The sequence below is a fragment of the Methylophaga sp. F-2 genome (genome assembly GCF_056859315.1).
Genome location: NZ_JBSXOF010000016.1, coordinates 386784 through 411129, shown reverse-complemented (window position 1 = coordinate 411129; position 24346 = coordinate 386784). Strand labels below are relative to the sequence as shown.

General features: G+C 44.0%; 21 protein-coding genes. 11 read left to right on the top strand and 10 right to left on the bottom strand.

The genetic code is table 11. The features are described 5' to 3' along the window. Positions 1-180: 180 nt before the first annotated feature. The 3 genes from AC13DA_RS06240 to AC13DA_RS06230 form a co-directional block, all read right to left on the bottom strand. Complete coding sequence (locus AC13DA_RS06240; protein WP_284451692.1) at positions 181-1095, bottom strand: putative phage abortive infection protein; 915 nt, start codon at positions 1093-1095, stop codon at positions 181-183. 75 nt (positions 1096-1170) lie between these two features. Beyond that, a complete protein-coding gene (locus AC13DA_RS06235) occupies positions 1171-1680 on the bottom strand; it encodes a glutathione S-transferase family protein (protein ID WP_284451693.1) in 510 nt (169 codons plus the stop codon). A 98-nt stretch (positions 1681-1778) separates the two neighbouring features. Continuing rightward, the gene (locus tag AC13DA_RS06230; protein WP_284451694.1) at positions 1779-2225 is read right to left on the bottom strand and encodes a hypothetical protein; all 447 of its coding nucleotides are present in this window, start codon (positions 2223-2225) and stop codon (positions 1779-1781) included. A gap of 639 nt (positions 2226-2864) precedes the next feature. Between AC13DA_RS06230 and AC13DA_RS06225 the strand changes: the two genes are divergently transcribed. From AC13DA_RS06225 to dbpA, 6 genes are all read left to right on the top strand, one after another. After that, the gene (locus tag AC13DA_RS06225) at positions 2865-3653 is read left to right on the top strand and encodes a TOBE domain-containing protein (protein WP_284451695.1); all 789 of its coding nucleotides are present in this window, start codon (positions 2865-2867) and stop codon (positions 3651-3653) included. A 15-nt stretch (positions 3654-3668) separates the two neighbouring features. Then, positions 3669-4424, top strand: a complete 756-nt coding sequence (gene modA, locus AC13DA_RS06220; protein ID WP_284451696.1) for a molybdate ABC transporter substrate-binding protein — start codon at positions 3669-3671, stop codon at positions 4422-4424. 22 nt (positions 4425-4446) lie between these two features. Then, positions 4447-5124 carry a molybdate ABC transporter permease subunit gene (gene modB / locus AC13DA_RS06215; RefSeq protein WP_284451697.1) on the top strand — a complete coding sequence of 226 codons (678 nt, stop codon included), beginning with the start codon at positions 4447-4449 and terminating at the stop codon, positions 5122-5124. Next, the gene (modC, locus tag AC13DA_RS06210; protein WP_284451698.1) at positions 5121-6197 is read left to right on the top strand and encodes a molybdenum ABC transporter ATP-binding protein; all 1077 of its coding nucleotides are present in this window, start codon (positions 5121-5123) and stop codon (positions 6195-6197) included. Before modB ends, modC begins: the two co-directional genes overlap by 4 nt. Before the next feature lie 184 nt (positions 6198-6381). Further along, entirely contained in the window at positions 6382-7296 is a 915-nt protein-coding gene (gene draG, locus AC13DA_RS06205) for an ADP-ribosyl-[dinitrogen reductase] hydrolase (RefSeq protein ID WP_284451699.1), read from the top strand. Between the two features lie 209 nt (positions 7297-7505). Next, positions 7506-8888 (top strand): ATP-dependent RNA helicase DbpA, encoded by a 1383-nt coding sequence (gene dbpA / locus AC13DA_RS06200; protein ID WP_284451700.1) that lies wholly within the window; start codon positions 7506-7508, stop codon positions 8886-8888. Positions 8889-8899: 11 nt separating this feature from the next. Here the strand turns inward: dbpA and AC13DA_RS06195 are convergent, their stop codons facing one another. Both AC13DA_RS06195 and AC13DA_RS06190 read right to left on the bottom strand, forming a co-directional pair. Further along, entirely contained in the window at positions 8900-9574 is a 675-nt protein-coding gene (locus AC13DA_RS06195; protein WP_284451701.1) for a class I SAM-dependent methyltransferase, read from the bottom strand. A 105-nt stretch (positions 9575-9679) separates the two neighbouring features. Then, the gene (locus AC13DA_RS06190; protein WP_284451702.1) at positions 9680-11431 is read right to left on the bottom strand and encodes a pyrroloquinoline quinone-dependent dehydrogenase; all 1752 of its coding nucleotides are present in this window, start codon (positions 11429-11431) and stop codon (positions 9680-9682) included. 107 nt (positions 11432-11538) lie between these two features. Here AC13DA_RS06190 and AC13DA_RS06185 point away from each other — a divergent pair, with 107 nt between their 5' ends. Next, positions 11539-11925: an acyl-CoA thioesterase gene (locus AC13DA_RS06185; protein ID WP_007145660.1), complete on the top strand. Its 387-nt coding sequence runs from the start codon at positions 11539-11541 to the stop codon at positions 11923-11925. A 66-nt stretch (positions 11926-11991) separates the two neighbouring features. On the opposite strand, the gene AC13DA_RS06180 is transcribed toward AC13DA_RS06185, so the two are convergent. From AC13DA_RS06180 to AC13DA_RS06160, 5 genes are read right to left on the bottom strand one after another with little or no spacing between them, the layout of a single operon-like run. Further along, positions 11992-12246, bottom strand: coding sequence for a formate dehydrogenase subunit delta (locus AC13DA_RS06180; protein ID WP_007145661.1), 255 nt, complete (start codon positions 12244-12246; stop codon positions 11992-11994). Between the two features lie 13 nt (positions 12247-12259). Next, the gene (fdhD, locus tag AC13DA_RS06175) at positions 12260-13090 is read right to left on the bottom strand and encodes a formate dehydrogenase accessory sulfurtransferase FdhD (protein WP_007145662.1); all 831 of its coding nucleotides are present in this window, start codon (positions 13088-13090) and stop codon (positions 12260-12262) included. Next, positions 13090-15966 carry a formate dehydrogenase subunit alpha gene (fdhF, locus tag AC13DA_RS06170; protein ID WP_284451703.1) on the bottom strand — a complete coding sequence of 959 codons (2877 nt, stop codon included), beginning with the start codon at positions 15964-15966 and terminating at the stop codon, positions 13090-13092. Before fdhF ends, fdhD begins: the two co-directional genes overlap by 1 nt. A 10-nt stretch (positions 15967-15976) precedes the next feature. Further along, positions 15977-17518: a formate dehydrogenase beta subunit gene (locus AC13DA_RS06165; protein WP_284451704.1), complete on the bottom strand. Its 1542-nt coding sequence runs from the start codon at positions 17516-17518 to the stop codon at positions 15977-15979. Further along, complete coding sequence (locus AC13DA_RS06160) at positions 17518-18009, bottom strand: formate dehydrogenase subunit gamma (RefSeq protein ID WP_284451705.1); 492 nt, start codon at positions 18007-18009, stop codon at positions 17518-17520. Before AC13DA_RS06160 ends, AC13DA_RS06165 begins: the two co-directional genes overlap by 1 nt. Before the next feature lie 496 nt (positions 18010-18505). Between AC13DA_RS06160 and dmeF the strand changes: the two genes are divergently transcribed. The 4 genes from dmeF to AC13DA_RS06140 all read left to right on the top strand — a co-directional run bounded on the left by dmeF (position 18506) and on the right by AC13DA_RS06140 (position 24315). After that, entirely contained in the window at positions 18506-19438 is a 933-nt protein-coding gene (gene dmeF / locus AC13DA_RS06155) for a CDF family Co(II)/Ni(II) efflux transporter DmeF (protein WP_007145666.1), read from the top strand. Positions 19439-19559: 121 nt separating this feature from the next. Then, positions 19560-21332, top strand: a complete 1773-nt coding sequence (locus AC13DA_RS06150; protein WP_284451706.1) for an HAD-IIB family hydrolase — start codon at positions 19560-19562, stop codon at positions 21330-21332. Then, positions 21325-22548, top strand: coding sequence for a glycosyltransferase family protein (locus AC13DA_RS06145; protein WP_284451707.1), 1224 nt, complete (start codon positions 21325-21327; stop codon positions 22546-22548). The genes AC13DA_RS06150 and AC13DA_RS06145 overlap by 8 nt, the downstream gene beginning before the upstream one ends. Positions 22549-22560: 12 nt before the next feature. Then, positions 22561-24315 carry a sugar phosphorylase gene (locus AC13DA_RS06140; RefSeq protein WP_284451708.1) on the top strand — a complete coding sequence of 585 codons (1755 nt, stop codon included), beginning with the start codon at positions 22561-22563 and terminating at the stop codon, positions 24313-24315. The last annotated feature ends 31 nt before the right edge of the window (positions 24316-24346 follow it).

The following is a 24346-nucleotide window of genomic DNA, read 5'->3' as shown; positions in this document are numbered from 1 at the left end:
CCTATCAATATATTGGATTGAGGGCATTTCGAGACCGACGATTACGATTAAAAAAACGAGAGTGGGAAGCAGCGAATAAAAAAATACAGTTGTTGATGCAGGTGCCAGTTTATGACTAGATTATTTGTGGGGATCCGTCAGACTCTGACCCTATTGATTTATGCTGCCCCCTTGATTTATTTATCCGCTACCCTTAAGGGACTCAACAAAACCAGAATTTCCGAATGCCTTAATGTAGTATTCCTGCGTATTTATCAGGAGGTTATTCTTTTCATTATCAACTTCAAATGGCATATGCTCTAAAAATTCGTAGCGCTCTAGAAGCTGCCTGTAGCGCCAATAAGTACTACGCTCTCCGGAACAATAACAGTTGATTGCTAACACCTGCGATACATCATAATTCAAGAATGAGCGCACCATATTGCTATACATTTTTTCATTTTCAGCCATCGCTGCTTTAACTATATCATTTTTATCAAATTTAGCGCCGATTTCACTTCCTGGTATATTTGTAGCAATAAACTTCAGAAGCTGGTACAAAACACGAAAATAGTGACCACAAAACCTATTTTTTTGCTCTAGCTTATCCTTTGCTTCGGTTAATGTGGATACTTTAAATATTGACTGGCGAGCCATATCAAGATCTGATCGATTATTTGTCCAGCGCCCCGAAGGGGTGGATATTTTTTCTAATGCAGAATTATGCTGTTCCAGTAGAGAGAAGAAAGTCTGTTCAAATTGTTGCCTACTTAATATTTCGGATTGTTTTTTTAGACTAGCCTCAGATTTCTCTTGTGCAGTAGCCGAGCGTTTAAGTTCTTCTCTTGTTGCTTCTAATTCTTTGCTTTGAAGAATTATTGTAAGTAATATCGCAATAAGAGCGAAAAAGCTAAGAATTGGGTTTAAAGTTCCACCCACGAAATCACCGAAAGTTCCCCAGCGGTCATGCTCGCTGCTTAATGGGCCAGAGAAGTTCATGAAGTAGAATACAAATACAATGACAACAATTCCAGTTGCGACCGTAAACATCAATGCAAGTGATGAGAACAGCTGATCAGAAGTCAATGATCTAAGCTTTTCCTTCAAATTTTTCATGCTCAATGTGAGATTCCTTTTTACGTATAACGCCAAAGCTCAGCCGCCACTTTAGTGGGCAGCCGCAGCGCCTGGTTAACTTTGTTCGGCATTCTTTAGCAGTTCTTCAGCAAGTTCATAGCTTTCCCCCAAGTCATATCCGAGCTCCGTAAACCAATCTTCAAATAGGCCATGAATCTCGCCCTGAAGTGCTATGGCTTGTTGTGAAACCTCAGCTACTCGCTGGAAGAGCCGTTGCCTTTCTTCTTTATTACGCAATGAAAGGAACTCATCTGTCACGCAATTATGAATCAACCAATTTCTGTCAGACAGAAATACATCAAATCGCTTTACCAAGTGTGGAGGAATTGTTTTATGTGACTTAGCATTACCGATAAGAGGCACAAGCGTCTGTCCTTTCTGTTTTCCAAGAGCCCTTTCCACGTCGGCTTGCTTAAGGCGCTTTCCTTTTTCTCGTTTCGCTTGCAGCACTTTGAATGTAGTAAAGGATGCTACAACATTTTCCAGATGCTGAAGGTGCCAAACAGCTTCTCCAATTAGGCGGTAGAGCTGATCAACATGCTCCTGTTTATAGGGTGTATTCATAAAAAGCTAACTTCTCCAACACGGGCCGAGCGGTAGCGAGGTCCAGCCCCCGCTTTTTGCGGTCGATGTGCTTGGCCTTGTTAAAATCTTGTTTGTCACTATTCTTGTTTAAATGCCTTTTTAAGCTTTGCTATACCTTCACCTAGTGGCGGAATCTCAATTTTTAGCTTTGTTAGACCAAATTCGAATTTTCCGCCGGAAACGATTAGTGCTGCAGTTAAAGCGACCCCAATACCTAGAAAGACTATTTCAAATGGATTTCTACGCATAATGTCTTGAAGATATAGCTCTTCTTGCACAGGTAGTTTCTGCTTGCTAAGGCGATTAAATTCGGCTGAAGATAAAGAACTAGCATGATGAAGAATTGCACCTGACAAGTGTTCTACACTTGTATCTACAGCAATATCACCATCTTCTTCCAGTTCAAACCGGACTTCCTCTAGCGCCAAAATATAACAAACACGCAACAGCATAAAATATTCTGAAAACTGCAGAATAGGTACCGGTTTTCCATCAGAGTGTATCGTTACTTCCACTTGAGCCATGAGATATCCTTATTGAGTTTTAAGAGTGTCTTTTATGAAGCCTGTGGCTTCATAATAAATATTAAAGAAGTCGCTTCATAATTCCATTTCAAAACTCTAAACAGTTGATAAAAAAAGAAACGGCGATTATTTTTTTGGGGAAAATAGAGCCAAAAAGTTGAAATGGGCTCGAAAAGTAGAGCCATCTTTTGACTCTCTTGGAAGTCAGAGTATTGCGGAGATAAAGTGATTTTCATATTGAAGCATCCATTTCTGTGTCCCCTTAAATCCTTTACGAGCAAATGGTTTAACAACATTGCAATCTATTGATATTTAAAAAATATTTCATAAATTTAACTTTTAATCAACATTAAACAGCCTTGGATGATAAAAATCTGATGTTAATTAGCTTAAGCTAAGCAATACCCCCTATTTTCATACACTTCAAATTTCCTCCATTGACGGAAGGCTTTCTGCTCCAGCGTGCTGATAATAATTCAGTCATTAATCTCTGCACTATTGTAGATAACCACATTATTTTTAGCTCTCTCTCCTGGACCTATTTCAAATCACACAAAGCATTAAAGCTGAGATTGTAGTGTTTCTCATACCGATATATAGTTACACCTACTATCGGTATTTAGAGACAATAAAAACCACATGACCGAGTTACATGCAGACACTACAACCGCTTTATTCAGCCGTGGTCGTAAATACGATCATATGGCGTTGTTGGTGCAGATTGATGTCACAGGCTCAATTCGCGCCGCTGCCACAGCGTTAGGTATGACTTATAAAACCGCATGGGATGCTGTTGAAGCCATTAACAATATGACTGAGAGCCCTTTGGTGGAAAGACGCAAAGGTGGTCGTGATGGGGGTGGAGCTAAATTGACAGATCATGGCCGTCGGCTTATCGGCACATTTCGTCGGCTTGATGAAGAACGTGAGCGTGTTCTGCATCAGTTAAATGATGTGGTAGATGACTTCGATGCTTATTATCAGCTCATCAGGAGATTTGATTTGAAAACCAGTGCTCGTAATCAGTTTCTTGGCAAAGTGAAAACGATCAAACAAGGCGAGATTTCAAACGAAGTGATTTTGGATATCGGCGGTGATGATGAAATTGTCGCCAATATCACGTCAGATAGTCTCGAGCATCTTGAGCTTAAACAAGGCACAGAAGCCTACGCGATGATTAAGGCTTCGTGGGTGATTCTGACCTTAGATCATCAGCTAAAAACCAGTGCCCGAAATAAGCTCACAGGCAAAGTTGCACGCTGTCATGAGGGCGCGATCAATACAGAAGTTATTATTGAATTAAACGGAGGCAAAACACTGGCTGCCACCATCACCAATGAAAGCGCCCATGAACTGAATCTCAAACCGGAGACACAGGTCACGGCATTAATAAAAGCGTCCAACGTTATCCTTGCTGTTGCGAGTTAATACTGAGATATCACAATGAAGACATTACAAAAAGTCCTTACCGCCCTTTTCTTTTTATTTGCTCTTGGTAATGTTCAGGCGCAAACCGTGATGGTGGCGGTAGCAGCCAATTTCACCGAACCTATGCAGGAAATTGCTGCTGCCTTTGATAAAGAGACGGGAAATAACACGGTGCTGTCTTTTGCCTCATCCGGTAAGTTTTTTGCCCAGATAAAAAATGGTGCGCCTTTTGATGTCTTCCTCTCTGCCGATGCCGCCAAACCATTAGCCCTTGAAGAAGCTGGTCTCAGTGTCAAAGACACTCGTTTTACTTATGCTAAGGGCGCATTGATTTTATGGTCACCCAAAGCGGATTTTGTCGATAGTCAAGGTCCGGAGGTGTTGAAAACCGATCAGTTCAAACATCTATCTTTAGCCAATCCTAAACTCGCTCCTTATGGCACGGCTGCCATCGAAACATTAAATAATCTGGGTGTTTATGAGGATGTCGCTAAAAAAATTGTGATGGGAGAAAATATTGCTCAGGCGTATCAGTTTGTTGCTACGCATAACGCTCAACTGGGTTTTGTGGCTTTGTCACAGGTCATGAAGCAAGGCAAGCTAAGTTCAGGCTCCGGCTGGATTGTGCCTAAAGACCTATATTCGCCTATTCGTCAGGATGCGGTATTACTCAAAAAAGCAGAAGATAATGATGCGGCAAAGGCCCTGCTCGACTACCTTAAATCAGACAAAGCCCTGGCGATTATCGAATCCTATGGTTACTCACACTAAGCCCAAATTAACCTAAGACATCATGTTCAGCGACGCGAATCTCACTGCTATTTTACTGACGGCGAAACTGGCTAGTATCGTGACTATTTTGCTGTTGCTGATCAGCACACCTATCGCCTGGTGGCTGGCTCGCACCCGTTGTCGTGCCAAAGTCGCTATCGAGGCATTGGTGGCGATGCCGATTGTCTTACCACCATCGGTTATTGGCTTTTATTTATTAGTCGCCATGGGTCCTGAAGGTCCGGTGGGTCAGCTGACGCAGGCACTTGGCTTGGGCACCTTACCTTTTACCTTTAGCGGACTGGTGATTGCATCCATCTTTTATTCCCTGCCTTTTGTGGTTCAACCGATACAACTGGCCTTTGAAAATATTAGTGAACACTATCTGGAAGCCGCTGCGACGCTGGGTGCGAGTCCACTTGATCGCTTTTTAACGATTGCTCTGCCACTTGCTCTACCCGGCTTTCTGACGGGTGGGATACTAGGGTTTGCTCATACGGTCGGTGAGTTTGGCGTGGTGTTAATGATTGGTGGCAATATTCCTGATGTCACCCGTGTTGTGTCTGTGCAAATTTATGATTATGTCGAAGCCTTAGAATATGAGCAGGCTTGGGAGCTATCGGCCATTATGATTGCGTTTTCCTTTATTACCTTGTTATTGCTGTATCTATTTAACCCCAATAAAAGAAAACTCGCATGAGCACGTCTGTAATGGAAACCCGCTTTTATCTTCAACATCCGGGCTTTACGCTGGATATTGATCTGACCATTCCTGATCAAGGTGTCACAGCTTTGTTTGGCCCGTCCGGTTCGGGAAAATCCACCATCCTACGTTGTATTGCGGGTCTGGAAAAAGCTAAGGGAAAATTCGTCTTTGATGGCAACGTCTGGCAGGATGACAACACCTTTATTCCTCCCCACCAGCGTCCGATTGCCTATGTATTTCAGGAGTCGGCTTTATTCCCTCATCTCAGTGTGATGGCCAATTTGAACTATGCCTTTAAACGCAGAAAACAAAACAACCATGAATTTTCACTGGATAAAGCCATTGAGTTATTAGGCATTGCACACTTACTTGACCGCAAACCGGCTAAATTATCCGGTGGAGAAAAACAACGCGTTGCCATAGCTCGCAGTCTGGCAGTGAACCCAAAACTCTTATTGATGGATGAACCATTAGCGGCACTGGATGTAGCCAGAAAACGTGAGTTTTTACCTTTTTTAGAAAAGCTGCATGACACACTGAAAATGCCGGTGATATATGTGAGTCACTCCCCCACTGAGGTAGCGCGATTAGCCGATCATATCGTGTTACTGAAAGAAGGTCGGGTTGAAGCTACTGGCCCGCTGAATCACACACTGTCTCGGCTGGATTTATCGTCACAAATGGATGAGCAAGCTAGCGTCATCATTGAAGCCAGGATTGAACAACTTCAATCTGAATGGCACCTTGCTGAGGCTGCGTTTGAGGGTGGCAGCATGTGGGTTAGAGATATGAATTTTGTTATCGGCAGTCAGCTACGTCTGCAAGTACTGGCTCGCGATGTCAGTCTGACCCTTTCTCCTGATAAAGACTCCAGTATTGCCAATACAATCGAGGCCATCATCGAAGAAGTCGGCGCTGGTGATCATCCAGCCATCTTATTAGTGAGACTTAAGATCGGCGCTAATTTTCTCCTTTGCCGTCTTACCTCACGCTCATTTCATCATCTCGGCGTTTCTGTTGGTGATAAAGTCTGGGCGCAAATTAAATCCGCTGCCATCATCGAATAACTGCATTTCTTCTAGCTCGTTCCAGCCTTTTCCAATACATCATCTTCCATGCCTGTCATTTGAACAGAACAACAGGCATTTCATCATCTTCATGATCAGGATCAATGTCGCGATACATTCTCAGCTTTATTATTGGCGGCAGTTTTTTGGAATACCCGACAATGGATAATAAGGCTCAATAAAGATGAATTCAGATGCAACGATAACAGCATCTTCTCTCTATGATCGTGCTTTAGGCGCTTATCTTGGTTTTGCTTGTGGTGATGCACTCGGCACCACCTTGGAATTTATGACACCAGAACAAATTCACGAGACTTATGGCCTTCACAAAGATATTACCGGCGGTGGCTGGTTAGGATTGCCAAAAGGTCACGTGACTGATGCGACCGAGATGACCTTGACGCTGGGCCAAGCGATTATCGACGCGCAAGGCTGGGATATCAAAACGACTGCCGACTACTTTGTTGTCTGGTTAAGCAAACATCCGACCGATATCAGCGAGGCAGTACTGCGGGGGATTCGTCGCTATAAAAATACCGGTGAGATCATTGCTCCTTATGACGAACATGACGCTGGTAACGGCGCCTGTAGCCGAATATTACCTTTGGCTTTGATCTGTCTATATCGGGATGATGAGTTTGAACACTGTCTTTGTGAACAAAATCATTTTACTCACCACAACAGCTTATCTGACCGAGCCAGTCAGATGCTGGGATATCTGATAAAGCATTTAATTCGGCAAGAAACCGATTTGGCTGAACACACCATTTCTGAGTTCATTGAAAAAGAGCCTCTGTTTGCTTTCTCACCCTACCCTGGTCATAGCTCTGGCTATATCGTGGATACCATGCAAACCGTGCTGCATTTTTTTCATACTACCGATGGCCTGGAATCCTGTGTGATTAAGACGGTCAATATGGGCGGTGATGCCAATACGGTGGGTGCTATCGCCGGTATGTTGGCTGGCGCAAAATATGGCGTGGATGCTATTCCCGAGCGGTGGCTGAAACAACTTGATCCGGATGTTTATCAACAGATAAAAAGTCAAACAACCACCTTACTTTCATTAGCAGAAAAACTCGCCGAACAAGATCAATAAGATCTTTCTGCTCTGACGGCGAAGTGTTATGTCGCTTTGCTAAGGTGAGCAAGGTATAATTCTTTCCTATATTCAAAGGACTACTAGCTCCCTGAGTTTATCTCTCTCCCATTAAGAAGTTCAGTCTTGATTGCGGAACAACGCTAAGTCTTATTTTCATATCCGCTGAACAGCCATCACGCATGCACGTGATTATTAATTGAGTTCCTATGTCAGATACTGCTTTTTCGTCCCTTCCCTTATCTCAGCCGCAACTGGATGCCTTAACCTCATTAGGTTATGACAGCATGACAGCCATTCAGGCAGAAACATTACCCTGGTTATTAAAAGGCCGCGATGTGGTCGCCCAGGCGAAAACCGGCAGTGGTAAAACGGCGGCGTTTGGAATCAGCGTATTAAATAGCATCAACCCGCGTTTCTTTGGGGTGCAAGCGTTAATCTTAAGTCCGACCCGCGAGCTGGCAGAACAAATCACCAGTGAATTACGCAAGCTCGCGCGTTTAATGCCGAATATTAAAGTCACCACCTTATGCGGTGGCAAACCCATCGGCCCACAAATTGCGTCACTAGAACATGGCACACATATCGTCGTCGGCACGCCGGGCCGGGTAAATGACTTACATAGCAAAAACTGTTTAAAGTTAGATCAACTGAAAGTGCTGGTTCTCGATGAAGCGGATCGTATGTTGGATATGGGCTTTGCTGAAGTGATTCACCACATCATTGATCAAACACCAGAATCGCGTCAGACCGCCCTGTTCTCTGCCACCTATCCTGATACGATTCAGCAGATGAGTGAATCCATCCAAAAGTCACCCGTATCAGTTAAGGTTATCTCTGAACATAAGCAAGATGTTATCGAGCAACTGTTTTTTGATATCAATAAAAATGAACGTGATCAGGCGTTAATCAAGCTGATTCAGCACTATAAACCGGCTAATGCTGTCATCTTCTGTCATACCAAAAAGCAGTGTGATGAAGTGGCTCAGTGGTTGTCCAGTCAACAAATACAAGCGGCCGCTATTCATGGCGATCTTGAACAACGGGATCGTGATCAGGCACTGATTCGTTTTGCCAATAACAGTTGCCCAGTATTGGTAGCAACCGATGTTGCTGCCAGAGGGCTGGATATCGCCGCTCTGGAAATGGTCATTAACTATGAATTACCACGCGATCCGGAAGTGTATGTGCATCGTATCGGCCGTACCGGTCGTGCCGGTGAAAAAGGCATGGCGATCAGTATCGTCACACCAGCCGACGCGCCTCGGGTTGTTGCCATTGAAAACTATGTCTCCGAGCCAGTTCATTATGGCAATTTATCCAAGCTAAAGACCGATTCAGGTTTCACGCTGCAAGGCAAGATGACCACCATCCAGCTGGATAGTGGTCGTAAAAATAAAATACGCCCTGGTGATATTTTAGGTGCCTTAACTGGCGATGCGGGTTTAAACGGTCAGCAAATAGGCAAGATTGATATTCGTGATATGTCCAGCTACGTGGCCGTTGAACACAATGCCCTTAGGCAAGCAATGAATTACTTAGCCAAAGGCAAAGTGAAAGGCCGATCTGTTCGGGCCAGACAAATTCGTTAACTGATTGCTTCTTATCGCTTTTCGAGCACGTAAGTACGCCACATCGCATATTTGGGTAAAAAGTCGATGGCGGCTTTTACTTCAAAACCACTTTGGCGAAACTCATTTTCAATGGTGTGCTGATTAATCACAAAGCGGTTTTGGTACTCTCTTGCGTGGCGTTTTTTCTCCAGCTTTTTACGACGCCAGGCTTTAAAGTTACCATCCACCCATAACGAAATAATCACGGTTTTTTGCGTTACCCGGTGAAACTCTTTCAGCAGTGTTAAGCGATCTTGTGCATCACCAATATGGTGAATAAGACGGATACAGAAAATATTTTCTACAAAATTATCTGGCACATCCAGGCTGAACGCCGACGCCTGAAATGCTTCTACCCGTTGTGTTATTGCCTTGTCACGATACCGCATGCCAGTGTTTATCATGTCCTGGCTATAATCACTGGCAAAGATCTGGCGCTGTGCATCTTCACATAATAAAGACCAGAATCGGCCTGTACCACATGGCACATCTAATACCGTTTTTGGGTCACCTGCGAGCTTAAGTGCTTGTCTGGCCACTTGATGATCACGCCAGTTAGATAATTGACGCCATAATCCATCCTGATGTTTTTCAAAATAAGCTTTCGCATGTGTATCATCATATTTACCTGAAAACTCAAGCGTTGTTTTAATATCTGTGGTCATCTCATCACCTGCTTTTTTAAACTGAGGCTGAGTATGGTTAACAAATATTAAAAAAGACTTAACCGGTTTTTAATATTGCAACGTGGCGTTAACTTAAGTGAGACATTAATCCTTTAATGCCCATACTTTCATATAATCACCTGTTTTATAGCCGAATAATTTATTGCCACCACTGGCAACAGCAATATACTGCTTTCCTTCAATCTCATAACTGATTGGTGGCGCATTCACACCGGCTTCTGAGTGACCTTGCCATAACAGCTCACCTGAGGCCTCATCAAAGGCTAATAATCGACCATCCCCTTCACCTGTAAAGACAAGACCGCCAGCCGTGCTAAGCACGCCGCCTAATAATGGATTTGGGGTTTTATATTGCCAAACAATTTGGCCAGTATTGATATCGATCGCCGTTAATAGACCATAGTGCTCAACATCATTCATGGGTGACATAGAAGAATATTTCACCCCTGACTCGCCATCGCCGGTCCCCATTTGATGCAGGCGATAATTAATTGGCCAGTGAATACCCGCGATGAAAGCGAGTCCACGTTGTTGATCAACAGAAATAGGTGACCAGTTCGAGCCGCCAAGTACCCCCGGGTAGATAACGGTACCCTCTTCACTAGGCAGTTTGAACATATTCTGTTGCGGCACATAGGCTTCGCTTCTAAATAACAGTTTGCCCGTGTTACGGTTTAACACATAAAACCAGCCCGTTTTTCCCGCCTGACCCAGCGCATTGATCTTTTTGCCATCAATATCCACAGTGAATAATGCCGGAGGGCTGGCCACATCATATCCCCATAGATCATGGGGGACTTGCTGGAAATACCACTTTACTTTGCCACTCATGGCATCTAATGCGACGATAGAAGATGTGTAGAGATTATCACCAGGTCGTGACGAGTCTTCCATCTGTGGCGATGGATTCCCGGTGCCAAAAAATAGTGTATCGGTATCCTCATCTATTGCAGGCGTACTCCAGGCTGAGCCACCGCCATAACGCCAAGCATCAGGATATTCTGCTAACACCGCTTTTTCTTTTTCGATATCTCTGGGTAAGGCTTCACCACCCGGTGTAGTTGTGACGAACTGACCTTCCCAATTGTGTTCTGGAATGGTATCGAACTGCCATAAGGGTTTTCCGGTTTCAGCATCATAGGCAGCAAGAAAGCCTCTCCGTCCATACTCACCAGCGATACCCACCACAGCACCCAAAGGTGCATTAACGTCAGGAGAGTCGATATGTAAGCCATAACCAACACCTGTAATGCCAATAATGACCTGGCCTTTGTACACCATGGGTGCCATGTTGATACCGGCGCCTGATTTACCCGATACTTTTCCTTTAGCCTCATCCCCCAGCGTAGCGATATCCTCCTGAATACCACTCTCACCCAGAGTGACATCTCTATCCCAGGCTAGCTTGCCTGTTTGTCGATCCAAAGCAATCAACCGACCGTCTACTGTGCCCATATACACATGATAATCATCAACAGCGACACCCCGATTCGCCGGACCACAACACATCTCACGGGATGTGATTCGCTCATGATGATAACGCCATATTTGTTGCCCCGTTTTGGCATCTAATGCCACCACGTCATTAAAGGGTAAAGACAAGTACATCACCTTATCTTTGACAATGGGCGTTGCTTGAAAAGTGGCTTTAATACCGCTTTGATATTGCCACGCAGGCTGTAAATTCTGGATGGTATCTTGATTAATTTGTGTCAGCGGTGAATGTCTTTGATGCCATTGGTTACCACCAAATAAAGGCCATTGATTTTCATCAGCATTGGCCTGCACATTTAATATACTGAAAACAACGACGATACAAAGCTGTCTTAATTTCATCATCCGCACCATTTATTCTGCTTGATAAAATCACTATACATGAGAAGTCTCTGTATTTTTTGTTATAACAAAGACACGATAAATCTATTTTCAGTTAAGGATTCGTAATGGAGTTACCACAAGATAAACATGCCGTTTTACGGATTATGGCCAGACCGAGTGATGTGAATATCGCTGGTGATATTTTTGGTGGTTGGTTAATGTCGCAATGTGATATTGCCGGTGGTATTTATGCCAGTCGTCTTGCCGGCGGCCGGGTTGTCACTGTCGCCGTCAATAATTTTCAGTTTATTGCGCCCGTGTTGGTGGCTGATATTGTCAGTATTTATGTGGATACAATACGGATTGGCACAACCTCTATCACCGTGAAAGTAACGGTATTAATTGAACGCCGTGATGGAAAAAATGAAACGACAATGAAGGTAGCAGAAGCTGACATTGTCTATGTTCATATTGATGAAAACCGCCAACCAGCCGCTATTACACAAGAATAATATCGACACATAAAATATAAGGCCTTAACGGCCTTATATTTGTTGCTTATGTTGAGAAGAAGTGCGTTAAACAGCTTGCTTCGTCGCAGCGGCTTCTTCCATGCCACTTTTAACTTGCTCTGCTGCTTCTTTCGCAATCGGATCAAGCTCAGCACCACCAGCATCAAGATATTCCACTAAATCTTCTTTCATCTTTCTGGCCCAGAAGCGCTTGATATGACTGGCAACACGTTCAGCTGCCTCTTTATCTTCGTAAGCGCGATTATTGGCCGCGATTTGGTTAATCATTTTGATCAAAGTTTCAACCGGACTATGACTCATTTTGTTACTTTCCTTACATTGCCCTGTGGGCTTTTTCGTGATCATATTGAGTAAACGGATCGTGATAAATGACGTGACGACCAGAACGGGCAAAGCCAACCAGCTTCAGACCCACATGCTGTGCTTGTTCAATCGCTAAAGATGTGGGGGCAGATACTGCCACAAGACAGCCAAAACCAGCGCTGGCTGTTTTCTGTACCATTTCATAGCTGGCACGACTGGTGACTAAAACAAAACCGTCGTGTGGCGATAATCCGGCTTTAACGTGAGCACCGATGAGTTTATCCAGTGCATTATGTCTGCCGACATCTTCCCTCGTTAGCACAATATTACCCTCAAGATCACACCAAGCTGCGGCATGGGTCGCCCCTGTCAGTTGCTGAAGCTGTTGGTATTGCTTGATATTATTCAAGGCTGTCTGGATAACATCATCCGCAACTTGCACCGACTGAACGGGTTTAATCGGGCGAATAGCCTGTTTAAGTGATTCAACACCACATAAACCACAGCCAGTTCGGCCAACTAAACTGCGTCGACGCTCACGTAATGCATCAAACTTTTCATCAGCAATCATCAATCGGACACTGATGCCATTACTATTCGACTGCACATGAATATGGCTAACCTGTTCGGCATTATCCACAATATCTTCAGTCAAACTAAACCCCAGAGCAAAGTCAGCTAAATCTGCCGGTGTCGCCATCATCACCGCATGAGAAATCGTGTTGTAAACCAGTGCAACAGGTATTTCAACAGCAATGTCGTCATGCTGATATTGGGTAGCCGATTCATTGTGATGAACGGCTACCTCAACATCAACTGTCGTTTTATCAACGCTTGTCATTACTCAGCTTCTACCTCTGAGTGAGCCGTGTCTGCTGCCCCTTTCAGTAGTTTCATCTGCAACGCTTCAAATGATTTGAAGTTTTGCTGCCACTCTGAAGGTTGGCTGACTCGTTCAACCTGAACGGCTGTGACTTTATACTCAGGACAGTTGGTCGCCCAGTCAGAGTTATCAGTCGTAATAACGTTGGCACCGCTACCAGGATGATGGAATGTGGTGTAAACCACGCCCGGCAGGACTTTATCGGTAATGCGAGCACGCAATACCGTTTGTCCGGCTCGACTGGTAATACCTAACCAGTCATTCTCTTTAATACCCCGTACTTCAGCATCAGATGGATGAATATCCAATACGTCCTCATTATGCCAGGCCTGATTCTCAGTACGACGTGTTTGAGCACCGACGTTGTATTGAGACAGGATACGTCCGGTTGTGAGTAATAATGGGAAACGACTATTAGTACGTTCATCCGTCGCCACGTATTCAGTGACACTGAAACGACCCTTACCAATCGGGAAATCATCCACATGCATGGTAGGCATACCCACTGGATTTTCATCATTACATGGCCATTGAATACTGCCCAGCTCGTCAAGACGATCATAGTTAACACCGGTAAAGGTAGGTGTCAGCGAGGCAATTTCATCCATAATTTCTGATGGATGGTTGTAATGCATGGGATAACCAAGGGCATTCGACAAGTCCACTGTGATTTCCCAGTCTTCCTTACCTGCTATTGGTGGCATCACTTTACGTACGCGGTTGATACGGCGTTCCGCGTTAGTGAATGTACCGTTCTTCTCAAGGAATGAAGACCCCGGTAATAACACGTGTGCAAATTTGGCTGTTTCATTCAGGAACAGATCCTGAACAATCAAACACTCTAAAGAACGCAGTGCTTTTTCCACATGCTGTGTGCCTGGATCAGACTGAGCAATATCCTCACCCTGAACATATAAGGCTTTAAATTCACCAGCAATCGCTGAATCAAACATATTAGGGATACGCAGACCTGGTTCATTATCCAGTTTCACACCCCAGACTGATTCAAAGTGTGCACGCGCAGTATCATCTGAAACGTGTTGATAGCCTGGCAATTCATGTGGGAATGAGCCCATATCGCATGAACCCTGCACATTATTCTGACCACGAAGTGGGTTCACGCCCACACCTTCGCGACCGATATTACCGGTTGCCATCGCCAGGTTAGCAATACCCATGACCATGGTTGAACCTTGACTATGTTCGGTCACACCCAGACCGTAGTAAATCGCGCCGTTCTTCGCTGTCGCATAAGTTCTGGCCGCTTGACGTACTTTGTCGGCGGCGACACCGGTTGTGGCTTCAACGGCTTCTGGTGAATGACGTTCATCACGAATGAACTCACGCCATTTTTCATAACTTTCCATATCACAGCGTTTTTCCACAAAGGCTCTGTCTTCCAGGCCTTCTGTCACTACGACGTGTGCAATAGCATTAACCAGCGCCACATTAGAACCTGGGCGTAAAGCTAAATGTTGTGCTTTTTTCAAATGCGGAGTTTTCAACAGATCAATATGACGTGGATCCGCCACAATCAAGTCGGCTCCTTCACGCAGACGACGACGCATCATTGAACCAAATACCGGATGCGCATCCGTTGGGTTAGCACCGATAACCATGATGACATCAGATTTCATTACAGAATCGAAGTTCTGCGTACCCGCTGATTCACCCATGGTCACTTTCAGACCATAACCCGTTGGTGAGTGACAAACGCGTGCACAGGTATCTGTGTTGTTATTACCAAATGCCGCACGGACTAATTTTTGAACCAAATAACTTTCTTCGTTAGTACAGCGTGATGAGGTGATACCACCGACACTTTCACGACCGTATTTAGCTTGAATACCTTTCAGACGTGTTGCTGCAAAATTAATCGCCTCTTCCCAGCTAACTTCTTGCCAAGGATCGGTAATCGACTCACGAATCATCGGTGCTTTGATACGATCTTTATGCGTGGCATAACCAAAGGCAAAACGACCTTTCACACAAGAATGACCGTGGTTTGCGTCGCCGCCTTTATAAGGCACCATACGCACCACTTTGTCGCCTTTCATTTCAGCTTTAAATGAACAACCAACACCACAATAGGCACATGTGGTAACAACACTGTGCTCAGGTTGGCCCATTTCAATGATGCTTTTTTCCATTAGGGTGGAAGTTGGGCACGCTTGCACACACGCACCACAAGACACACACTCTGAATCCATAAAGTCTTCATTTTGACCAGCAGCGACTTTGGAATCAAAACCACGTCCATCTATCGTCAGAGCGAAGGTACCCTGCACTTCTTCACAGGCACGTACACAACGAGAGCAGACAATACATTTGCTTGGATCAAAACTGAAATATGGGTTGGAATTATCTTTTTCACTATCCAGATGGTTTTCACCTTGATAGCCATAACGTACTTCACGCAGGCCCACATCACCAGCCATATCCTGTAACTCACAGTTACCATTGGCAGGACAGGTCAGACAATCCAGAGGGTGATCTGAAATGTACAGTTCCATCACATTTCTGCGTAATTTGGCTAACTTGCTGTTTTGCGTGGTGACTTTCATGCCTTCATCAACAGTTGTTGTACATGAAGCCGGATAGCCACGTCGTCCTTCAATCTGTACAGCACATAAACGACAAGAACCAAAGGATTCCAGATTGTCGGTTGCACATAATTTTGGAATATTGATATTCGCTAACGATGCAGCACGCATTACTGACGTGCCTTCAGGCACTGTGATTTCCACACCGTCAATTTCTACAGTCACTAACTTCTCAGATACACGAGCTGGTGTACCGTAGTCTTTATTTGGATTAAATGTTTCAATTCTCATGTCGTCACTCCTAGCGCGTTGCGCTGAGTTCTTCTGGGAAATATTTCATTACGCTCTGCACAGGGAATGGCGTCATGCCACCCATCGCACAAAGCGAGCCGTCTATCATGGTTTCGCATAAGTCTTCGAGTAAGACCCAGTTCGCATTGGCATTTTCACCGTTGCGAATACGATCAATGACCTCAACACCCCGTGTGGAGCCAATTCGGCATGGCGTACATTTGCCACAAGACTCGACTTTACAAAATTCCATTGAGAAACGGGCCTGCTGTCCCATATCCACGGTTTCGTCAAACATAACGACCCCGCCATGGCCTAATACGGCGCCAACAGCAGCGAACTCTTCATAGTCAATGAGGGTATCCCATTGGCTTGCGGGTAGATAAGCACCCAGCGGACCACCTACTTGTACAGCTTTCAGAGGTTTACCCGTCAACGTGCCGCCACCAAAGTCTTCCATTAACTCTCGTAAACTAATACCAAAAGCTAATTCGACTAAGCCGCCTTGTTTTACATTACCCGCCAATTGCAAAGGTAATGTGCCGCGCGAACGCCCCATGCCATAGTCAGCATACGACTGACCGCCTTTATCCAGGATATAAGGCACAGCAGCAAACGAAAGCACGTTATTAACAACGGTCGGTTGCCCAAATAATCCGACAATCGCTGGTAACGGTGGCTTGGCTCTGACTAAACCACGTTTACCTTCCAGACTATCTAATAAAGATGTCTCTTCACCACAGATATAAGCACCTGCACCGAGACGCACTTCTAAATCAAAGTGTTTACCCGACCCCAGAATATTTTCCCCCAGATACCCGGCTTTATAGGCACGTTCAATCGCTTCATTCAGAAGTTTATGGGCGACAGGATATTCAGAACGGAGATAGATATAACCTTGTGTTGCATGAACGGCCAATCCAGCGATAGTCATGCCTTCTATCAGCATAAATGGATCGCATTCCATCACCAGGCGATCGGCAAAGGTACCGGAGTCACCTTCATCAGCATTACAGACAATATATTTTTGTTCTGCTGGGGTATCTAAAACGGTTTGCCACTTAATCCCTGTTGGGAAGGCGGCACCACCACGACCACGCAGGCCAGATGTTTTGACTTCATCAACAATATTCTGGGCTTGCATTGCGATGGCATTTTTCAGGCCGTTAAAACCATCCAAAGCAATATAATCTTCAATTGAAACAGGATCAGTAATACCAGAACGGGCAAATGTCAGTCTTTGTTGTTTTTTGAGGAAGGGATGTTCTTCAACCAGACCAATGCAACTCTCGTGTTGTTGATTACCATCCAGCATGCCAGCATCAAATAGCGCCGGTACTTGCTGAGCACTGATAGCACCATAACCAACGCGACCTTGTGCCGTCTCGACTTCAACAAGGGGTTCAAGCCAGAGCATGCCACGACTACCGTTACGAACAATAGTCGCATCCAGGCCGCGTTGTTCAATTTCTTGCTGAACGGCTTCTGCTAGCTGATCTGCTCCCAAAGAAAGTGCCGTGGTATCGCAGGGAATGTAAATACGTTGACTCATTAGCCGACCTCCTTCATATCTTGCTGATGGGAAGCCACTAACTCATCAAAACGCTCAAGACTGACCCGTCCATGAATATCATCATCGATTCTAATAGAAGGGCCTGTAGCACAGTTACCCAGACAATAAACGGGTTCTAAAGAAAACTGTCTGTTCGCGGTGGTTTGGTGGTAATCAATACCGAGTGCTTGTTTTGCGTGTGCTTCTAACGATCGGCAACCGACAGCCTGACAGGCTTCTGCACGACATATTTCAATCGTGTGTTTTCCTGGCGGTGTGGTTCTAAAATGATGATAGAAACTGATTACTCCGTGAACTTCTGCTCGCGTTTGCAACAAAGACTCAGCAATCTGTGCAACCGCTTTTTCAGGGATGTAACCAATTTCGTTCTGAATTGCATGTAAGATGGGTAACATCGCGCCAGGCTTGTGTTTTAGCCCATCTATAATTAATTGAATAGACTGCTCAGTCCATTCTTTACCAACTGTCATTATATCTCTCTCCGTTATCTGAAATATGCACAATTAGACATATTTAATTTATCTTATTTTTATTATTGACAAGACATTAGCATAGAGATTGCACGATAAAAATATGCATTTTTAATCATATTTAAAAACTGTGAATCACTATCCATTTTTTATAAAAGTATGACCTTAACAAGCTCATAAAATTTCCTACTCTGGTTCCCAGGCCGAATTAAGTGCAAAGCCATTTATATTCGCACCATCGCTGTGCATAAAATTTATTAACAACTTTCACACCCAACATAAAGCTTTGTTTTAAATGATAAATAAAAACTGGCATAGTTACTGCTAAATATAAATTACAAACAACTTTTCAGCTGCATTTTGTTTGTATTTCTCTCTTGTCTACGTGCTGAGCCTTGGGGTGAACATAAGTTCACCCCTTTTTTTTGTGTCAAATTGTCCCATCAGTTCTGTTAGCATAGCAGTATCATTCATCGGCAATTACTCTCTGAATTCTATGCATCAGCGCACTATTGAAAACCTTCAACAAGATCATGATTTTGTCACGGTAAATCCCCATGCTGAGAAGCGTACCCGATATGTGCTTTTCCTTACTGTGATTACCATGGTTGCAGAAATTATCGCCGGTACGCTATTCGGCTCAATGGCATTGCTTGCTGATGGCTGGCATATGGCTACCCATGTCGTCGCTTTTCTGATTACTCTATTTGCTTATTCTTACGCGGCGAAAAATAAAGCAAATGCAGCCTTTGCTTTTGGTACAGGAAAAGTGAGTGTTCTGGGCGGCTTTGCCAGTGCAATTGCTCTGGGAGTGGTGGCTTTAATGATGCTGCTTGAATCTGTTGAGCGACTGGTTAATCCACATCAAATTGAATTCAGTGCCGCAATTCTTGTTGCTGTGATTGGTCTCGTTGTTAATCTGATCAGTGCTCTATTATTAAAAGATAACCACGCACACAGTCATGATCATGGACATGCTCATTCGCATCACGATCACAATCTGAAAGCCGCCTATATGCATGTATTGGCAGATGCCTTAACCTCAATTCTCGCCATCATTGCCCTTATTGGTGCGATGTATCTTGGCTGGTTATGGTTAGATGCCACAATGGGTATTATCGGCGCAGCCATTATTAGTATCTGGGCCATTGGCCTAATTCGGGAAACAAGTCCAGTCTTACTCGACGGCAGTATTGATAAAAGCTATAGCCAAGCCATCCAGAACTGTATTGAAAGTGATGCTGATAATCGTATCGTTGATTTTCATATTTGGCATGTGAGTGCTAATCATTTTGCTGCCATCATTTCCATTGTGACATCTGAGCCTAAAGCCACGCATCATTACAAGTCACTACTCACTGAATTTGATCGTCTTTCTCACATCACGATTGAAGTCAATCAATGTCACGATAAGTCATGTCGCCATTAAAAATTGATTTATAACGAGTTTTTCAAAGAAAACTCGACCTTCGTTCAATATCTTAAATAGGCGGTACGAATACTGCATTAAGCTACCCATAATCAATTAAAGCCACCTGAGAGATATGGATATGCTGAATATCGACATCAGCGACTTTCTTCAAAAGCATCAATTACCTGATAGTTATCAAACGCTTGCGCGAGACTGGTATCTACCCATAATAGAAGAAATCGCTACGCACCAGAACAGTGCAAAAAGGACGATCACGATTGGTATTAATGGTGCACAAGGTTCAGGAAAAAGTACGCTAGCGCAGTTGGCTGTTTATGTCCTCACTCAGCATTATTCGCTGAGTGTTGTCTCTCTTTCATTAGATGATTTCTATTTTACACGTCAGGAAAGAACACAACTGGGTCAGGGTATCCATCCTCTTTTAGCCACACGCGGTGTGCCAGGAACACACGATATAACACTTGCCAGAAGAACCATTACTCAGCTTATTCATCAGCAATTTCCAGTGAGTATTCCGCGTTTCAATAAAGCAGAAGATGATCGCTTCCCTGTTGAATCTGCAGAAATTATTACTCATCCTGTCGATGTCATCGTGCTTGAGGGTTGGTGTTTAGGTGCAGAAGCCCAACATGAATCATCACTCATCCAGCCAGTTAATGATTTGGAAGAAACTGAAGATAAAGATCTGGCATGGCGCCGTTATGTTAATGAGCAGCTAGCACGGTTTTATCCCAAACTGTTTGAGCTGATTGATATCTGGATCATGCTCAAAGCCCCATCATTTGATTGTGTTTTTCAATGGCGGTTGGAACAGGAAAACAAATTAAAACGAAGTTTGTCAGAGTCTGATAAACAAACACAGATCATGGATGAAAAAGCGGTCGGACGCTTTATTAAATTTTATCAACGTATTACCGAAAATACCCTCAACACGCTGCCTAAGAAAGTGAACTATCTATTTGAACTCGATGAAAACCGTCAGATAACAAAATTAACCAGACCGACTCAATCCACTTTGAATACAGACTTGCCTTGCCAGTGGTTAGTCTTCACCGACATGGATGGGAGCCTACTGGATCATCATAACTACCATTTTGATGAAGCCATTCCGACCTTAACAGCACTTGAACAGAACCATATTCCTGTCATCCCCGTCACCAGCAAAACTGCTGCTGAAGTGGAATTAATCAGAGACAGCTTAGCTAATCACCACCCTTTTATTATTGAAAATGGTGCTGCAGTCTATATCCCTCAAGACTATTTTGAAAAGCAACCAGAAGGCACTGAAAAACGAGGCAAATACTGGGTGAAAAGTTTTGTCCAGCCGCGTAGCTATTGGCAATCACTCATTAATCAGCTTCGTCCCAAATATCAGAATGACTTTGTTACCTTTGCTGATGCAGGCATCGACGGCATTATTGCCATGACAGGTCTGAATGTTCATGCGGCCGCTTGTGCAGCAAGAAGAGAGTTTGGCGAACCCGTGTCCTGGCATGGCAATGGTAATCTGAAACAACAATTTATTGCTGAACTCAATGCGCTGGGAGCCAATATTCTTGAAGGCGGCCGTTTTCTTCATGTATCTGGGCAATGTGACAAGGGACGGGCCTTAAAATGGTTGACAGATATGTATCAGAACACGATGCCCGAACAAGTTATACAAACCTTAGCGATAGGCGATAGCCAAAATGACAAAGCCATGCTTGAACAGGCTGATCATGCCTTAGTCATCCGCTCACCGGTACATGGTCTACCTGATATCGACAGAACACATAATTTAACGGTGTCCACATTTTTTGGCCCTAAAGGTTGGGCTGAAGGCGTCACTCAAATCATCGATGCAAAGCTGCATTCCGATTCATTTAACTTACCCCGAGGCAATCATGGCTGATTTTCACCAGAATGGGATTATTACCACACTTCATAATCTAACCAATCGTCACCTAGCTGATTTAGAAAGTGATCTTGTACAGTTCAGCAAACAAAGACCAATGGGATTACTTCTACCCTCTCTTTTCTCAGAGCTTGAAGGCGAGGCCTTACCGCAAATAATTCAACAGCTAAAAACGGTACCCTATTTATCTGAAATTGTGATTGGCCTGGATCGCGCTGATGCCGATCAATATCGCCATGCACTGACCTTCTTTTCTGCCTTGCCACAACACCATCGTATTTTATGGAATGATGGCCCCAGGCTCACCGCAATAGATGAAGAGTTACAATCATTAGGACTGGCACCAAAAGAAAAAGGCAAAGGTCGTAACGTGTGGTATTGCATGGGTTACATCATTGCTTCAGGCAAGACAGAATCTATTGCTCTCCATGATTGTGACATCGTGACTTACACCAGTGATTTACTGGCACGATTGATCTATCCGGTTGCTAACCCAATGTTTAACTATGAATTTTGTAAAGGCTATTACGCCCGCGTTGCCAGTGGCAAACTCAATGGTCGTGTGAATCGTTTATTAGTGACGCCACTTATCCGTGCATTAAAAATGGTGGTAGGCAACCAACCCTATCTTGAGTACATGGATAGCTTCCGCTACCCGTTAGCTGGCGAGTTCTCTTTCAGACGCGATGTATTATCCGATATTCGTATTCCCAGTGACTGGGGTCTGGAAATTGGTGTGTTATCAGAAATGCATCGTAACTATGCCAATAACAGACTGTGTCAGGTCGACGTTGCCCAAGTTTATGATCACAAACATCAGGAATTATCGCCGGATGATCAACAAGCCGGCTTATCAAAAATGTCGATTGATATTGCTAAATCCCTGTTCAGAAAATTAGCAACGAAAGGCACTGTTTTTACGCCTGAATCATTCCGTACCCTAAAAGCTACCTATTATCGAATCGCACTCGACTTTGTTGAAACCTACCACAATGATGCTGTGATGAATGGGCTGCATTTTGATATTCATCAGGAAGAAGAATCAGTGGAAATGTTCGCTAAAAATATTATGGATGCAGGACAGATGTTCCTGGAAAATCCGATGGAAGTCCCTTTTACTCCGAGTTGGAGCCGCGTTCAGAGCGCTCTTCCAGATATTTTTGAAAGACTGTATGAGGCTGTTGAAGCTGATTATCAGGAATTTTCTGCATAAGGGACACCGAACATGACACCTAATGATGAGCAACTACAGCAATTAAAACAGACAGTTCTCCATCATCTCACCGCAATTTATGCTGATACCTCACCTGAGCTTTCACTCCCAGCTTTATGTGAAGACATCATCAACATTATGCGGTTGAATCAGGACTACAAAGAAAGCGTTTCACACAGAAATAATTGGGATCAAAATGACGTTATCCTGATTACCTACGGCAATAGTGTCAAAAAGGAAGGTGAAGCCCCTTTAAAAACGTTACACCGTTTCTTGAATAGAGAAATCAGTGGCTATATCAATGGTGTGCATATTTTGCCATTTTTCCCCTACTGTTCTGATGATGGCTTTGCGGTAATGGATTATTACGAAGTCAATAAAGCGCTGGGAGACTGGGAGGACATCGAAGCTATCGCCAATGATTATCGTCTCATGGCAGATCTTGTTATCAATCATGGTTCCAGCAGTGGTACGTGGTTTAAGAATTTCATTAAAGGCGATGGACCTGGCCATGACTATTTCTTTACCACATCACCTTCAACCCCCATCAGTCAGGTTGTGCGGCCACGCACCAGCCCGTTATTACGCGAAACTGAAACACATGACGGGACTCAATATGTCTGGTGTACCTTCAGCCATACTCAAGTCGATTTTGATTTCCGTAATCCTGAAGTTCTGAAGGAATTTATTAATATCGTTCGTTTTTATCTGGATAAAGGCGTTCATATTTTCCGGCTGGATGCTGTCGCTTTTTTATGGAAAAAAATTGGCACCAACTGTCTTAATCTGCCGGAAACCCATGAAGTTGTCCGTCTAATGCGAAGCTTGATCCAGCATGCCGATCCCGATGCTGTGATCATTACTGAAACCAATATTCCTAATCGGGAAAACCTGAGTTATTTTGGTAATGCCAACGAAGCACACTGTATCTATAATTTTTCATTACCGCCGTTACTGGTAAACACTCTCGTCACGGGCGATTGTTTTTATTTAAAACAATGGTTGATGAGCATGCCGCCAGCACAACATGGCACGGCCTACTTTAATTTTATTGCTTCACATGATGGTATTGGCCTCAGACCAGCTGAAGGATTACTCAGCGAAGCAGAAATTGCCTCATTAATCAGTACTATGCAGCAATTCGGTGGTCGCATATCCTGGCGTGAGGGTGAGAATGGCGTTAAAAAACCTTATGAAATCAATATTTCATTATTTGACGCGCTGCAAGGAACGACTTCAGGCAAAGATGAGTGGAATATAGACCGTTTTATTTGCGCACATGCCATCATGTTGGCCTTAGAAGGAATTCCCGGCATTTATATTCATAGTTTACTTGCCACCAGCAATGATGTTCACAAGTTAGAACAAACCGAACAAAACCGTTCTATCAATCGCCATGAATGGGATGAAGAGGCCTTGACGGCAGAACTGAGTACACCAACATCGCAACATGCTCAGGTATCGGGTTTACTCAAAAAGCTCATTCATTTAAGAAAACAACAACGGGCTTTTCATCCTAATGCCACTCAGTTTACACTGCACCTTGGTGAAAAACTGTTCGGTTTCTGGCGACAAAGTATGGACAGAAGACAAAGCATCTTCTGCATATATAACATTACAGATACCGAACAACCACTGCGTATCGCAAACTTAAACTTAGTTGTCACGGATCGATGGTGGGACCTGATTAGCGGTGTTATTCTAGATGGTTCATCTGACGTTATTACAGTTGCGCCATACCAAGTATTATGGATTACCAACGGCTAAGGTATTGTCATCAGACTTTCATACCTATCAG

Excerpts from the sequence above, each read along its gene's own strand:
- AC13DA_RS06240 (WP_284451692.1), bottom strand. The coding sequence starts at position 1,095 with ATGAAAAATTTGAAGGAAAAGCTTAGATCATTGACTTCTGATCAGCTG.
- AC13DA_RS06235 (WP_284451693.1), bottom strand. The coding sequence starts at position 1,680 with ATGAATACACCCTATAAACAGGAGCATGTTGATCAGCTCTACCGCCTA.
- AC13DA_RS06230 (WP_284451694.1), bottom strand. The coding sequence starts at position 2,225 with ATGGCTCAAGTGGAAGTAACGATACACTCTGATGGAAAACCGGTACCT.
- AC13DA_RS06225 (WP_284451695.1), top strand. The coding sequence starts at position 2,865 with ATGACCGAGTTACATGCAGACACTACAACCGCTTTATTCAGCCGTGGT.
- modA (WP_284451696.1), top strand. The coding sequence starts at position 3,669 with ATGAAGACATTACAAAAAGTCCTTACCGCCCTTTTCTTTTTATTTGCT.
- modB (WP_284451697.1), top strand. The coding sequence starts at position 4,447 with ATGTTCAGCGACGCGAATCTCACTGCTATTTTACTGACGGCGAAACTG.
- modC (WP_284451698.1), top strand. The coding sequence starts at position 5,121 with ATGAGCACGTCTGTAATGGAAACCCGCTTTTATCTTCAACATCCGGGC.
- draG (WP_284451699.1), top strand. The coding sequence starts at position 6,382 with ATGAATTCAGATGCAACGATAACAGCATCTTCTCTCTATGATCGTGCT.
- dbpA (WP_284451700.1), top strand. The coding sequence starts at position 7,506 with ATGTCAGATACTGCTTTTTCGTCCCTTCCCTTATCTCAGCCGCAACTG.
- AC13DA_RS06195 (WP_284451701.1), bottom strand. The coding sequence starts at position 9,574 with ATGACCACAGATATTAAAACAACGCTTGAGTTTTCAGGTAAATATGAT.
- AC13DA_RS06190 (WP_284451702.1), bottom strand. The coding sequence starts at position 11,431 with ATGAAATTAAGACAGCTTTGTATCGTCGTTGTTTTCAGTATATTAAAT.
- AC13DA_RS06185 (WP_007145660.1), top strand. The coding sequence starts at position 11,539 with ATGGAGTTACCACAAGATAAACATGCCGTTTTACGGATTATGGCCAGA.
- AC13DA_RS06180 (WP_007145661.1), bottom strand. The coding sequence starts at position 12,246 with ATGAGTCATAGTCCGGTTGAAACTTTGATCAAAATGATTAACCAAATC.
- fdhD (WP_007145662.1), bottom strand. The coding sequence starts at position 13,090 with ATGACAAGCGTTGATAAAACGACAGTTGATGTTGAGGTAGCCGTTCAT.
- fdhF (WP_284451703.1), bottom strand. The coding sequence starts at position 15,966 with ATGAGAATTGAAACATTTAATCCAAATAAAGACTACGGTACACCAGCT.
- AC13DA_RS06165 (WP_284451704.1), bottom strand. The coding sequence starts at position 17,518 with ATGAGTCAACGTATTTACATTCCCTGCGATACCACGGCACTTTCTTTG.
- AC13DA_RS06160 (WP_284451705.1), bottom strand. The coding sequence starts at position 18,009 with ATGACAGTTGGTAAAGAATGGACTGAGCAGTCTATTCAATTAATTATA.
- dmeF (WP_007145666.1), top strand. The coding sequence starts at position 18,506 with ATGCATCAGCGCACTATTGAAAACCTTCAACAAGATCATGATTTTGTC.
- AC13DA_RS06150 (WP_284451706.1), top strand. The coding sequence starts at position 19,560 with ATGCTGAATATCGACATCAGCGACTTTCTTCAAAAGCATCAATTACCT.
- AC13DA_RS06145 (WP_284451707.1), top strand. The coding sequence starts at position 21,325 with ATGGCTGATTTTCACCAGAATGGGATTATTACCACACTTCATAATCTA.
- AC13DA_RS06140 (WP_284451708.1), top strand. The coding sequence starts at position 22,561 with ATGACACCTAATGATGAGCAACTACAGCAATTAAAACAGACAGTTCTC.